General features: G+C 55.6%; 13 protein-coding genes. 10 read left to right on the top strand and 3 right to left on the bottom strand.

Going from position 1 to position 13,224, the window contains the following annotated elements:
• The first annotated feature begins 42 nt into the window (after positions 1 to 42).
• Both hflD and purB read left to right on the top strand, forming a co-directional pair.
• Positions 43 to 684, top strand: coding sequence for a high frequency lysogenization protein HflD (gene hflD, locus ABLV12_RS22690; RefSeq protein WP_004101185.1), 642 nt, complete (start codon positions 43 to 45; stop codon positions 682 to 684).
• Between the two features lie 3 nt (positions 685 to 687).
• Positions 688 to 2,058, top strand: a complete 1,371-nt coding sequence (purB, locus tag ABLV12_RS22685) for an adenylosuccinate lyase (protein WP_004101184.1) — start codon at positions 688 to 690, stop codon at positions 2,056 to 2,058.
• A gap of 49 nt (positions 2,059 to 2,107) precedes the next feature.
• On the opposite strand, the gene ABLV12_RS22680 is transcribed toward purB, so the two are convergent.
• The gene (locus ABLV12_RS22680; protein WP_348867367.1) at positions 2,108 to 3,322 is read right to left on the bottom strand and encodes an MFS transporter; all 1,215 of its coding nucleotides are present in this window, start codon (positions 3,320 to 3,322) and stop codon (positions 2,108 to 2,110) included.
• Positions 3,323 to 3,423: 101 nt separating this feature from the next.
• On the opposite strand from ABLV12_RS22680, the gene ABLV12_RS22675 reads away from it, so the two are divergent.
• From ABLV12_RS22675 to ABLV12_RS22660, 4 genes are all read left to right on the top strand, one after another.
• Entirely contained in the window at positions 3,424 to 3,870 is a 447-nt protein-coding gene (locus ABLV12_RS22675; protein ID WP_004101182.1) for a helix-turn-helix domain-containing protein, read from the top strand.
• 84 nt (positions 3,871 to 3,954) lie between these two features.
• Positions 3,955 to 4,629, top strand: a complete 675-nt coding sequence (phoP, locus tag ABLV12_RS22670; protein WP_004101181.1) for a two-component system response regulator PhoP — start codon at positions 3,955 to 3,957, stop codon at positions 4,627 to 4,629.
• Complete coding sequence (gene phoQ, locus ABLV12_RS22665; RefSeq protein WP_004101180.1) at positions 4,626 to 6,092, top strand: two-component system sensor histidine kinase PhoQ; 1,467 nt, start codon at positions 4,626 to 4,628, stop codon at positions 6,090 to 6,092. The genes phoP and phoQ overlap by 4 nt, the downstream gene beginning before the upstream one ends.
• Before the next feature lie 86 nt (positions 6,093 to 6,178).
• The gene (locus tag ABLV12_RS22660) at positions 6,179 to 7,300 is read left to right on the top strand and encodes a cupin domain-containing protein (protein WP_004101179.1); all 1,122 of its coding nucleotides are present in this window, start codon (positions 6,179 to 6,181) and stop codon (positions 7,298 to 7,300) included.
• Positions 7,301 to 7,347: 47 nt separating this feature from the next.
• Here the strand turns inward: ABLV12_RS22660 and pepT are convergent, their stop codons facing one another.
• The gene (gene pepT, locus ABLV12_RS22655) at positions 7,348 to 8,577 is read right to left on the bottom strand and encodes a peptidase T (RefSeq protein WP_004101177.1); all 1,230 of its coding nucleotides are present in this window, start codon (positions 8,575 to 8,577) and stop codon (positions 7,348 to 7,350) included.
• Between the two features lie 257 nt (positions 8,578 to 8,834).
• Here pepT and potA point away from each other — a divergent pair, with 257 nt between their 5' ends.
• Genes potA through potD form a run of 4 tightly spaced genes read left to right on the top strand, consistent with a single transcriptional unit; the run spans position 8,835 to position 12,637 of the window.
• On the top strand, positions 8,835 to 9,971 hold the full coding sequence (potA, locus tag ABLV12_RS22650; RefSeq protein ID WP_004101175.1) for a spermidine/putrescine ABC transporter ATP-binding protein PotA: 1,137 nt from the start codon (positions 8,835 to 8,837) through the stop codon (positions 9,969 to 9,971).
• The gene (gene potB / locus ABLV12_RS22645; protein ID WP_004101173.1) at positions 9,955 to 10,812 is read left to right on the top strand and encodes a spermidine/putrescine ABC transporter permease PotB; all 858 of its coding nucleotides are present in this window, start codon (positions 9,955 to 9,957) and stop codon (positions 10,810 to 10,812) included. The genes potA and potB overlap by 17 nt, the downstream gene beginning before the upstream one ends.
• The gene (gene potC, locus ABLV12_RS22640; RefSeq protein WP_004101171.1) at positions 10,809 to 11,594 is read left to right on the top strand and encodes a spermidine/putrescine ABC transporter permease PotC; all 786 of its coding nucleotides are present in this window, start codon (positions 10,809 to 10,811) and stop codon (positions 11,592 to 11,594) included. The genes potB and potC overlap by 4 nt, the downstream gene beginning before the upstream one ends.
• A complete protein-coding gene (gene potD, locus ABLV12_RS22635) occupies positions 11,591 to 12,637 on the top strand; it encodes a spermidine/putrescine ABC transporter substrate-binding protein PotD (RefSeq protein WP_004101169.1) in 1,047 nt (348 codons plus the stop codon). Before potC ends, potD begins: the two co-directional genes overlap by 4 nt.
• Positions 12,638 to 12,687: 50 nt before the next feature.
• Here potD and ABLV12_RS22630 read toward each other — a convergent pair whose 3' ends face one another.
• The gene (locus tag ABLV12_RS22630; RefSeq protein WP_348867366.1) at positions 12,688 to 12,969 is read right to left on the bottom strand and encodes a hypothetical protein; all 282 of its coding nucleotides are present in this window, start codon (positions 12,967 to 12,969) and stop codon (positions 12,688 to 12,690) included.
• Positions 12,970 to 13,224 lie beyond the last annotated feature (255 nt).

The raw sequence follows: 13,224 nt of genomic DNA, 5'->3' as shown, positions 1-13,224 counted from the left end.
TGAAGGCCCCAACCGGGTATTTGGCGGTTACAAGGAGAATGTGTGGCGAAGAATTATTATGACATTACGCTGGCGCTGGCCGGCGTTTGCCAGGCCGCGCGTCTGGTTCAGGAACTGGCGCACCAGGGGCACTGCGATAGCGACGCCCTGCATGTGTCGCTGAACAGCATCATCGATCTCGACCCGGAGTCTACGCTGGCGGTGTTCGGTGGTAGTGAAGCCAATCTTCGCCTCGGGCTGGAAACCCTCATCGGCGTGCTGAATACCAGCAGTCGCCAGGGGCTGAACGCCGAACTCACCCGCTATACTTTAAGCCTGATGGTGCTGGAACGTAAGCTTGCCGCCAGCAAAGGAGCCATGGATACCCTCGGCAACCGTATCGGCGGTCTGCGCCGTCAGCTTGAACATTTCGATCTGCAATCCGAGACGCTGCTTAGCGCAATGGCGGGCATCTATGTGGATGTTATTAGCCCGCTGGGCCCGCGTATTCAGGTCACCGGCTCTCCAGCCGTGCTGCAAAGCCCTCAGGTTCAGGCAAAGGTTCGCTCTGCCCTGCTGGCGGGTATTCGCTCTGCGGTGCTCTGGCACCAGGTCGGCGGCGGCCGTCTGCAGCTAATGTTTTCTCGTAATCGTCTGGTTAACCAGGCCAAACAAATTCTTGCTCATTTAACCCCGGAGTTGTGATCTATGGAATTATCCTCACTGACCGCCGTTTCCCCAGTCGACGGCCGCTACGGCGACAAAGTCAGCGCGCTGCGCGGTATCTTCAGCGAATTCGGTTTGCTGAAATTCCGCGTTCAGGTAGAAGTGCGTTGGTTGCAAAAACTGGCCGCGCACGCAGCGATCAAGGAAGTTCCTGCTTTTGCTGCCCACGCAAACGGTTACCTTGATAAAATCGTCGCCGATTTTAGCGTAGAAGATGCAGAGCGCATCAAAACTATCGAGCGCACCACCAACCACGACGTCAAAGCGGTTGAGTATTTCCTCAAGGAAAAAGTCGCCGACGTGGCTGAGCTGCACGCGGTCTCCGAGTTTATCCACTTTGCCTGCACCTCCGAGGACATCAACAATCTGTCCCACGCGCTGATGCTGAAAACCGCTCGCGACGAAGTGATCCTGCCATACTGGCGCAAGCTCATCGACGCGGTGAAAGAGCTGGCGGTACAGTATCGCGATATCCCACTGCTTTCCCGTACTCACGGTCAGCCGGCTACGCCGTCCACCATGGGTAAAGAGATGGCCAACGTCGCTTACCGTATGGAGCGTCAGTATCGTCAGCTGAACCAGATCGAAATCCTTGGCAAAATCAACGGCGCGGTGGGTAACTATAACGCCCATATCGCTGCCTATCCGGAAGTTGACTGGCATCAGTTTAGCGAAGAGTTCGTGACTTCTCTGGGCATCCAGTGGAACCCGTACACCACCCAGATTGAGCCGCACGACTATATCGCCGAGCTGTTCGACTGCGTCGCCCGCTTCAATACCATCCTGATTGATTTCGACCGTGACGTGTGGGGCTACATCGCGCTCAATCATTTCAAGCAGAAAACCATTGCTGGCGAAATCGGCTCCTCAACCATGCCGCATAAAGTCAACCCGATCGACTTCGAGAACTCCGAAGGCAACCTCGGTCTGGCCAACGCGGTTATGCAGCATCTGGCAAGTAAACTGCCGGTTTCCCGCTGGCAGCGTGATCTGACCGACTCCACCGTCCTGCGCAACCTCGGCGTGGGCATCGGCTACGCGCTGATCGCCTACCAGTCAACCCTGAAAGGCGTGAGCAAGCTGGAGCTGAATCAAGACCGTCTGCTGGATGAGCTGGACCACAACTGGGAAGTTCTGGCCGAGCCGATCCAGACCGTCATGCGTCGCTACGGCATCGAGAAGCCGTACGAGAAGCTGAAAGAGCTGACCCGCGGCAAGCGCGTCGATGCCGAAGGCATGCAGCAGTTTATTGACAGCCTGGCGCTGCCGGAAGATGAAAAAGTTCGCCTCAAAGCCATGACCCCGGCTAACTACATCGGCCGCGCGACCACGATGGTTGACGAACTGAAGTAAGCCTTTCGACCCTCTTTCCGCCGGGAAAGAGGGGTATTTTTCCTCCCCCTCATCTGCTCGTCGTCATCCCCAGGGTTATTAACCAGAATAGCAGCGCCAGCAGGCTAACTGATGCTCCCAGCAGGCAGACGCCTTGCCATCCTGCGCTGGCATATACCGCAGTCGTACTTATCGCTCCCAGCGCGCTTCCGAGAGCATAAAACAGCATATACAGACCGACCAGTCTGCTGTGAGCCTCAGGACGGCTACGGAAAATCATGCTCTGATTAGTGACGTGCAGCGCCTGGCCGCCGAGATCCAGCATGACAATGCCAATCAACAGCGCCGCTGGCGACCATGCCATCAGTGATAAAGGCCACCACGCCATCAGTAATATCACCAGGGCCGCGGCGCTGGTGCGCTGGGCATATCCGCGGTCGGCCCATTGACCAGCGCGACCTGCCGCCAGGGCGCCGATCGCGCCCACCAGGCCCAGGGCACCAATCTCGGTATGAGAAAAGCTAAAGGGTGGCGCGCTTAACGGCAAAACTAACGCGCTCCAGAAGATATTGAACGCGGCAAACATCAGTAATGCCAGCATGCCTCGCACCTGCAGGTTTTTCTCCTGACGCAGCAGCGCCAGCATGGATATCAGAAGCTGAGGATAGCTCAGTGGGCGCGATGCAACCGCCAGTACCGGCAGACGACGCCACAGGGGAAGCGCGATGCCTAACATCAGCAAAGCGGCAAAGATATATACCCCACGCCAGCCGAATAGATCGCTGATGCTTCCCGAAAATACCCGCGCCAGCAGCAATCCAATAAAGACCCCGCTTTGCGCTGCGCCCACTACCCTGCCCTGTTCAGAGGGGGCGGCCGCGCTTGCGGCATAAGCAATCAACCCCTGCGTCATGGCGGTACCCAGCAGACCAACGGCAAGCATGCTGGCTATCAGCATTACTGTCGATGTTGCCAGACTGACGGCAAATAGCGCAGCGATCAGTAATATCACCTGCGTCGCCATCAGTCGGCGGCGATTCAGCCTGTCTCCCAGCGGTACCAGCAATAACAAAGCCAGCGCGCAGCCAAGCTGAGTTGCCGCGATCGCGCCACCGATCGCGGCGTGGCCGATCGCAAAATCGCGCGCCAGGGCATCAAGGAGCGGTTGTGCGTAATAAACATTTGCCACGCTCAGGCCGCTGGCGATAGCAAACAGCAGCACCAGACTACGCGGCATGACCGTTGGCGGCCCCTCTGGCGATGGCGATAATAATGTCGCTTTCATCCTTCCCCCCTGGAGCATTCTGGTTTCAAAACAAAACTCATTGCAGTCTGGAGCATGAAGTTTTAAAATGCAACTAGTTTGCCACTTCCTCAGGAGCGCCTGTGTCCTCATCAGAAAACAGGGAAAACACAACCTGCCCCGTCGCCCGAAGTGTGGATATTATCGGCGACCGCTGGTCGCTGTTGATTGTGCGCGATGCCTTTGATGGCATGAGTCGCTTCAGCGATTTCCAGCGAAGCCTTGGTATAGCGCGTAATATTCTCTCCGACCGTCTGCACAAATTGCTAAACTCGGGTATTCTCACTACCCAATCCGCCTCAGACGGCACGGCCTATCAGGAATACGTACTGACGGAAAAAGGCCAGCGCTTGTTCCCTGTCGTCGTTGCGCTACGCCAGTGGGGAGAGCAGCATCTCTTTGCCGATGGCGAACGCCACTCGGTACTGATCGATAAACGTACGCAGCGCCCGGTTCCCGTGATGACGCCGATGGCCGAGGACGGATTACCGTTGAATTTTCATGAGGCTAAGGTACAAAAAATTAAATAAAATTCTTTATTTAACAGCTGTTTATATTAAAGGTGTATAATTAGCGCTAAACTATTCAAATCATAAATAAAATGGAGAACGGGCATGCGCGTACTCGTGGTTGAGGATAACGCTCTGCTGCGCCATCACCTGAAAGTTCAGCTACAGGAGCTTGGCCATCAGGTAGATGCGGCGGAAGACGCAAAGGAAGCGGATTACTATCTGGGTGAACACGTTCCGGACATCGCCATTGTCGATCTTGGCCTGCCGGATGAAGACGGCCTCTCGCTGATTCGCCGCTGGCGCAGCCACGACGTATCGGTACCGGTTCTGGTCCTCACCGCGCGCGAAGGCTGGCAAGATAAAGTCGAGGTTCTGAGCGCCGGAGCGGATGACTACGTCACCAAGCCGTTTCACATCGAAGAGGTCGCCGCGCGTATGCAGGCGCTTCTGCGGCGCAACAGCGGCCTCGCATCGCAGGTGATCTCAATACCGCCATTCCAGGTAGATTTATCGCGTCGCGAGCTGTCGGTTAATGACCAGCCCATCAAGCTGACGGCGTTTGAATACACCATTATGGAAACCCTGATCCGTAACCGGGGCAAAGTAGTCAGCAAAGATTCATTGATGCTGCAGCTCTATCCCGACGCCGAGCTGCGCGAAAGCCATACTATCGATGTGCTGATGGGACGATTGCGTAAAAAAATCCAGGCTGAGTATCCGCAGGATGTGATTACCACCGTGCGCGGCCAGGGCTATCTGTTCGAACTGCGCGGATGAAAGGGCTACTGCGGCACATTTTACCGCTATCGTTACGCGTCCGCTTTCTGCTGGCGACGGCCGCAGTGGTGCTAATCCTGTCGCTGTCCTACGGCATGGTCGCGCTGGTCGGCTATAGCGTAAGCTTTGATAAAACCACCTTCCGCCTGCTGCGCGGCGAGAGCAACCTGTTCTATATGCTGGCAAAGTGGGAAAACAACGCCATCGACGTTGATATTCCCGACAACCTCAATATGCAAAGTCCGACGGTGACGCTGATTTACGACGCTCACGGTCGGTTATTATGGGCGCAGCGCGATGTTCCCTGGCTGGTGAAGCGTATCCAACCGGAATGGCTCAAAAACAACGGCTTTCATGAAATTGAGGCCGACGTGGACAGCAGCAGCATGCTGCAGCACAACAATCATGAGATCCAACAGCAGCTGAACGCCATTCGGGAAGAGGACGATAGCTCCGAAATGACCCACTCGGTGGCGATCAATATCTATCCGGCCACCAGCACCATGCCGCAGCTCAGCATCGTGGTTGTCGACACCATACCGGTGGAGCTCAAGCGCTCGTATATGGTATGGAGCTGGTTTATCTACGTACTGGCGGCCAACCTGCTGCTGGTGATCCCGCTTTTGTGGGTGGCGGCATGGTGGAGCTTGCGCCCTATTGAATCGCTGGCCAAAGAGGTGCGCGAACTCGAGGAGCATCACCGTGAACTGCTCAATCCCAACACCACCCGGGAGCTTACGCGGCTGGTCAGCAATCTCAACCGCTTGCTGAAAAGCGAACGCGAGCGTTATGACAAATACCGCACTACCCTGACCGACCTGACCCATAGCCTGAAAACGCCTCTCGCAGTGATGCAGAGCACCTTACGCTCCATGCGCGGCGAGAAGCTCAGCGTCAACGAAGCAGAGCCGGTAATGCTGGAGCAGATTAGCCGTATCTCGCAGCAGATCGGCTACTACCTGCACCGTGCCAGCATGCGCAGCGGCGGGTCGCTGCTGAGTCGCGAGCTGCATCCCATCGCTCCGCTGCTCGATAGCCTGACCTCGGCGCTGAATAAAGTTTACCAGCGCAAAGGCGTGAATATTAGCCTGGATATTTCGCCGGAAATCAGTTTTGTCGGCGAAAAGAATGATTTTATGGAGGTGATGGGCAACGTGCTTGATAACGCCTGCAAATACTGTCTGGAGTTTGTCGAAGTCTCCGTCCGTCAGACCAACGACAACCATTTACACATCCTCGTAGAGGATGATGGCCCCGGGATCCCCCACACGATGCGCAGCGCGGTATTCGATCGCGGCCAGCGCGCCGACACGCTGCGTCCCGGCCAGGGCGTGGGGCTCTCCGTCGCGCGAGATATCGTTGCCCAGTACGATGGTCGAATTCTCGCCGAAGAGAGCCTGCTCGGCGGCGCCTGCATGGAAGTTATTTTTGGCCGCCAGGCCCTGGAAGATAAAGAGAGCTAAAACAGTCGGTTTTTTAACGGCGCCTGCATCATGCTGGTGCCGCATCCGTTATAATCCCTGACAGACACCTGCTGTGGAATATAAATATGGATTATCAATTAACGCTTAACTGGCCCGACTTTATCGAACGCTACTGGCAAAAACGCCCGGTAGTGCTGAAACGGGGCTTTGCTAATTTCGTCGATCCGTTAAGCCCGGACGAGCTGGCCGGACTGGCGATGGAGAGCGAAGTCGACAGTCGCCTGGTCAGTCATCAGGACGGTAAATGGCAGGTCAGCCACGGTCCGTTTGAGAGCTACGACCATCTGAGCGAAAATAACTGGTCGCTGCTGGTACAGGCGGTCAATAACTGGCACCAGCCGACGGCGGCGCTGATGCACCCGTTCCGCGCCCTTCCCGACTGGCGCATTGACGATCTGATGATCTCGTTTTCCGTTCCGGGAGGCGGCGTCGGCCCGCATCTCGACCAATACGACGTGTTTATCATTCAGGGTACCGGTCGCCGCCGCTGGCGCGTGGGCGAAAAGGTGCCGATGAAGCAACATTGTCCGCACCCGGACCTGCTGCAGGTCGACCCGTTTGAAGCCATTATCGATGAAGAGATGGAGCCAGGCGATATTCTGTATATCCCGCCGGGGTTCCCGCACGAAGGCTACTCGCTGGAAAACTCGCTCAACTATTCGGTCGGCTATCGCGCGCCTAACGCCCGCGAGCTGTTCAGCGGCTTTGCCGATTATATTCTGCAGCGTGAACTCGGCAGCCAGCGCTACGCCGACCCGGACGTGCCGTCGCGCGAGCATCCTGCGGATATTCTGCCCGTCGAGCTGGACCGCCTGCGCGATATGATGCTGGGTTTAATTAATCAGCCAGAGCACTTTAAGCAGTGGTTTGGCGAATTTATTACTCAGTCCCGCCACGAGCTGGACGTGGCGCCGCCGGAGCCGCCGTACCAGCCGGATGAGATTTACGATGCCCTGCAGCAGGGGGATAAGCTGACACGTCTCGGCGGCCTGCGCGTGCTGCGAATTGATGGTGAGGTGTTCGTCAATGGCGAGAAAATTAACTCTCCGCACCGCCCGGCGCTGGACGCGCTGGCAACCCACCTGACGCTCAATGCAGAGCATCTTGGCGATGCGCTGGAAGATCCCTCCTTCCTCGCCCTGCTGGCCGCGCTGGTCAACAGCGGCTACTGGTTCTTTGAGGACTAAGTCTTCGGTTCGCCCGGTAGCGGCTAACGCCTTACCGGGCTTGTACGTTACGCGCCTCGTTTTGCCGTTAGCTCGGCGATGCGCACAATCACCTGCACCGCCTTCTCCATGCCTTCGAGCGTCACAAACTCATGCTTGCCGTGGTAGTTATAGCCGCCGGTAAACAGGTTCGGGCACGGCAGACCCATAAAGGAGAGCTGGGCGCCGTCGGTACCGCCGCGAATCGGCTTCATCTGCGGATCGATTTGGCAATCCACCATCGCCTGACGGGCAATCTCCACCACGTGCGGATGCGCCATCACCTTCTCATGCATATTGTAATAGCTGTCTTCGATGACCAGCTCAATATAACAATCCGGATGCAGCCCTTTGCCGACCTTTTTGGCGATCTCCATCATTTTGCGCTTGCGGGCTTCAAACTGCTTACGGTCAAAGTCGCGGATGATGTAGTGCATGTCGGCGCGATCTACGGTGCCTTTGATACTGGCCAGATGATAGAAGCCCTCATAGCCTTCGGTGGTTTCCGGCGCTTCGTCAGCAGGCACCTCGGCATGGATACGCGCCGCCAGCGACAGGGCGTTGACCATCACCCCTTTCGCGGTGCCGGGATGCACATTATTGCCCACGATCTTAATCGTAACCGACGCGGCGTTAAAGTTCTCAAACTCCAGCTCGCCCACGCCGCCCCCGTCGACGGTATAGGCCCAGCGGGCATCAAACGCGGCGACATCAAAATGCTTCGCCCCTTTGCCCACCTCTTCGTCTGGCGTAAAGGCCACGCGGATATCGCCGTGGGGAATCTCCTTCGCCTTCAACGTCGCCAGCGCGGTCATGATCTCCGCGATACCGGCTTTATCATCGGCGCCGAGCAGCGTTTTACCATCGGTGGTAATCAGCGTCTGCCCCAGCAACTGGTGCAGTACCGGGAACATCACCGGCGAAAGCACCTCATCGCCAATACCGAGTGCGATATCACCGCCGCGATAGTTTTCTACGATCTGCGGATTGACGTTCTTGCCGCTGAAGTCAGGCGACGTGTCGACGTGGGAAATAAAGCCAATCGCCGGAATATCGCCCGCAACGTTAGCTGGCAGGGTGCCCATGACCGTCCCTTTTTCACTCAGCGTCACGTTCACGAGTCCCATTTCTTCAAGCTGCGCCTGAAGCAGCCGTAACAGCTTCCACTGTCCTTCCGTGCTCGGTACCTGCCGCACGCCAGGCTTCGACTGCGTGTCCAAAGAAACGTACTGCAAAAAACGCTCAAGCAATTTATCCATGTAGCCACCCTCTTCTTTTGTGACAACATTATTGATAAGCCGGAAAAGACAAATATTGCGTCAGGTCATTTTTAGCCCGGCAAATGAGAATTTAATACATTTCGAACGATAATGTTGTAAAGGTAGCTCATCATGGCGCATCAATCATTGGCGATTACAGGCGTTTGCCGTAGAATGCTCGGCCTTATTATTTTATGTGCAAACCCAAAGGTGGTTAACCACAAACCCCGCATCGGTAAGCTTTCCGCTGCGTCTACATGGGACAGAGTCAAAAATTGAATATACAACCGCGTTCGCGTTCTCCGCTGGTTCAGCTGACGGAAATTCGCAAAAGCTTTGATGGTAAAACGGTAATCTCCGGCCTCAATCTGACCATCAACAACGGTGAGTTTCTCACCCTGCTTGGCCCCTCTGGCTGCGGTAAAACAACCGTTCTTCGTCTTATCGCCGGACTGGAAACCGTCGATAGCGGCCGAATCCATCTCGAAGATCAAGATATCACCCATATCCCGGCGGAAAACCGCCACGTGAACACCGTCTTTCAAAGCTATGCGCTCTTTCCGCACATGACGGTGTTTGAGAACGTCGCCTTCGGCCTGCGGATGCAGAAAACCCCGGCGGCGGAAATCGCTCCCCGCGTCCACGACGCCCTGCGAATGGTGCAGCTTGAAGAGTTCGCCCAGCGCAAACCGCATCAGCTTTCCGGCGGACAGCAGCAGCGCGTGGCGATTGCCCGCGCGGTGGTTAACAAACCGCGCCTGTTGCTGCTGGATGAATCCCTCTCAGCGCTTGATTATAAACTGCGTAAACAGATGCAGAACGAGCTGAAGGCGCTGCAGCGTAAACTCGGCATCACCTTCGTCTTCGTCACCCACGATCAGGAAGAGGCGCTGACCATGTCCGACCGTATCGTGGTGATGCGCGATGGCAAAATCGAGCAGGACGGCACGCCGCGCGAAATCTATGAAGAGCCGAAAAACCTGTTTGTCGCCAGCTTTATTGGTGAAATCAACATCTTCAACGCCACGGTCATCGAGCGGATTGACGAGCAGCGGGTGCGCGCCAGCGTAGAAGGCCGCGAATGCAATATCTACGTCAACTTCGCCGTTGAAAAAGGCCAGCGGCTTAACGTGCTGCTGCGCCCGGAAGACCTGCGCGTTGATGAGATCCACCACAGTAATGAAGCCGATGGCCTGATAGGCTATATCCGCGAACGCAACTATAAAGGAATGACGCTGGAATCGGTGGTCGAACTGGAAAACGGCAAAATGGTCATGGTCAGCGAATTCTTCAATGAAGACGACCCTGATTTTGACCACTCTCTCGACCAGAAAATGGCCATTAACTGGGTAGAAAGCTGGGAGGTTGTGCTGGCCGATGAAGAACACCAGTAAATTCCAGAATGTGGTGATTGCCACCATCGTGGGTTGGCTTGTGCTGTTTGTCTTTCTGCCCAACCTGATGATTATCGCCACCAGCTTTCTGACCCGCGACGATACCAACTTCGTCAAGCTGGTCTTTACGCTGGATAACTACGCGCGCCTGCTCGATCCGCTCTACTACGACGTGCTGCTGCATTCGTTGAATATGGCGTTCATGGCGACCCTGGCCTGTCTGGCGCTTGGCTACCCTTTCGCCTGGTTTCTGGCAAGGCTGCCGGAGAAGGTACGCCCGCTGATGCTGTTTCTGCTGATTGTGCCGTTCTGGACCAATTCGCTGATTCGTATCTACGGACTGAAAATTTTCCTCAGCACCAAGGGCTATCTGAACGAATTTTTACTATGGCTGGGCGTCATCGATACGCCGCTGCGCATCATGTATACGCCATCGGCGGTCATTATCGGCCTGGTCTATATTCTGCTGCCGTTTATGGTGATGCCGCTCTACTCCAGCATCGAAAAGCTCGATCGTCCGCTGCTGGAAGCGGCGAAAGATCTCGGCGCCAATAAACTACAAACCTTTATCCGCATCATCATTCCGCTGACCATGCCGGGCATTATTGCCGGCTGCCTGCTGGTGATGCTTCCGGCAATGGGGCTGTTCTACGTGTCTGACCTGATGGGCGGCGCGAAAAACCTACTGATTGGTAACGTCATTAAGAGCCAGTTCCTCAACATCCGCGACTGGCCGTTCGGTGCGGCGACCAGCATTACGCTAACGCTGGTGATGGGCCTGATGCTGCTGATTTACTGGCGCGCAGCGCGTTTACTGAATAAAAAGGTGGAGCTGGAATGATCGGTCGACTGCTGCGCGGCGGCTTTATGACCGCTATTTACGCGTATCTCTACATTCCCATTATTATCCTGATCGTTAACTCGTTTAACAGTTCGCGCTTCGGCATTAACTGGCAGGGTTTTACCACCAACTGGTATAGCCTGCTGATGAATAACGACAGTCTGCTGCAGGCAGCGCAGCACTCGCTGACCATGGCGGTGCTGTCGGCGACTTTCGCTACGCTTATCGGATCGCTGACCGCCGTCGCGCTGTACCGCTATCGCTTTCGCGGCAAGCCGTTCGTCAGCGGGATGCTGTTTGTGGTGATGATGTCCCCGGATATCGTGATGGCGATTTCGCTGCTGGTGCTGTTTATGCTGATCGGTATTCAGCTGGGATTCTGGTCGCTGCTGTTTTCCCACATCACCTTTTGCCTGCCCTTCGTGGTGGTCACGGTGTTTTCGCGCCTGAAAGGTTTTGACGTGCGGATGCTGGAAGCAGCGAAAGATCTCGGCGCCAGCGAAATGACGATTCTGCGAAAGATCATTTTGCCGCTGGCGCTGCCCGCAGTGGCTGCAGGGTGGCTGCTGAGCTTCACCCTGTCGATGGATGATGTGGTGGTCTCTTCGTTTGTAACCGGGCCGGGCTATGAGATCCTGCCGCTGAAGATCTATTCGATGGTCAAAGTTGGGGTATCGCCAGAGGTCAATGCGTTGGCGACGATTCTGTTGGTTCTGTCGCTGGTGATGGTCATTGCCAGCCAGATAATTGCACGTGATAAAACTCAGGGGACGTTAAAATGAAAAAATGGTCACGCCACCTGCTCGCTGCGGGCGCTCTGGCAATCGGGATGAGCGCCGCGCACGCGGACGATAGCAAAACGCTCTATTTCTACAACTGGACCGAATATGTCCCGCCGGGGCTGCTGGAGCAATTCACCAAAGAGACCGGCATCAAGGTGATCTATTCGACCTACGAGTCGAACGAAACCATGTATGCCAAGCTCAAAACCTATAAAGACGGCGCTTATGACCTGGTGGTACCTTCCACTTACTTCGTCGACAAAATGCGTAAAGAGGGCATGCTGCAGAAGATCGATAAGAGCAAGCTGAGCAACTTCGGCAATCTCGATCCTGAAATGCTCAATAAACCGTTCGACCCGAATAACGATTACTCGATTCCGTACATCTGGGGCGCGACGGCCATCGGAATCAATAGCGATGAGATCGATCCGAAAACCGTTACCAGCTGGGCGGATCTATGGAAGCCAGAGTATAAGAGCAGCCTGCTGCTGACCGACGACGCGCGCGAAGTGTTCCAGGTCGCGCTGCGTAAACTGGGCTACTCCGGCAATACTACCGATCCGAAAGAGATTGAAGCGGCCTATAACGAGCTGAAAAAACTAATGCCAAACGTCGCGGCGTTCAACTCCGATAACCCGGCGAACCCGTATATGGAAGGCGAGGTAAATCTCGGCATGGTGTGGAATGGCTCCGCGTGGGTTGCGCGTCAGGCCGGTACGCCGCTGGAAGTCGTGTGGCCAAAAGAAGGCGGCATCTTCTGGATGGATAGCCTGTCGATTCCGGCCAATGCCAAAAACGTCGACGGCGCGCTGAAGCTGATCAACTTCCTGCTGCGCCCGGAAGTGGCCAAACAGGTTGCAGAAACTATCGGTTACCCGACGCCAAACCTGGCCGCGCGTAAAATGCTGAGCCCGGAGGTCGCCAATGATAAATCGCTCTACCCGGACGCCGCGACGATTCAGAAAGGCGAATGGCAGAACGATGTCGGCAGCGCCAGCACGCTTTATGAAGAGTATTATCAGAAGCTAAAAGCGGGTCGTTAATCATCTCACAGGCCGGGTAGCATTACCCGGCCTCTTCGGGAGGACCGCCGCTAGCTTCTCAACGGATGTATTCTCGACTTTATTAGCGCTTCCTCAACGTCAAAATCGGCCAGCGAATAGTTGGTCGCCACCAGATAAAATCGTCCATCCTGCGCCGGATATTCATGTACTTTGTAGTTCGCCATTTTTGGCTGCGCAGCAGAAGCGTCTCCCCTGCCGGAACCGGCGGCGTATTTCGAACGGACCCGCAGAGAGTGGCTTTTAATATCCCGATGGATTTCGCCGTGATGCTCGTCGCCGAGGATCAGGTAGTCAACATACTCAGTGGTCATGGTGTTATTCCTTCTCTGTTGTCCGAGTTAAGAAACATGCCACAAATGTCTGTCTGATACTGTTTTGTTAATCACAACGTTACATATATGTGAAATAGACAATCAACATTATAACGGCCCTCCCACCAGACAGCGATGAGGGGCCGGATTTTAACGGTCGAAAATAACAACAGTGCTTTTACTCTGGCAACCGCGTTTTTCACGGTGATACCAGATGCTTTTCCCGCTGGCGGTGCCGCGCACCGGTCCGGACTA

Origin of the sequence: Klebsiella sp. CN_Kp100 (assembly GCF_040065315.1) — a bacterium.
Classification (GTDB): domain Bacteria; phylum Pseudomonadota; class Gammaproteobacteria; order Enterobacterales; family Enterobacteriaceae; genus Klebsiella; species Klebsiella oxytoca.
The sequence above is the reverse complement of the archived record's forward strand: the minus strand, read 5'-3'. Positions and strand labels throughout refer to the sequence as shown.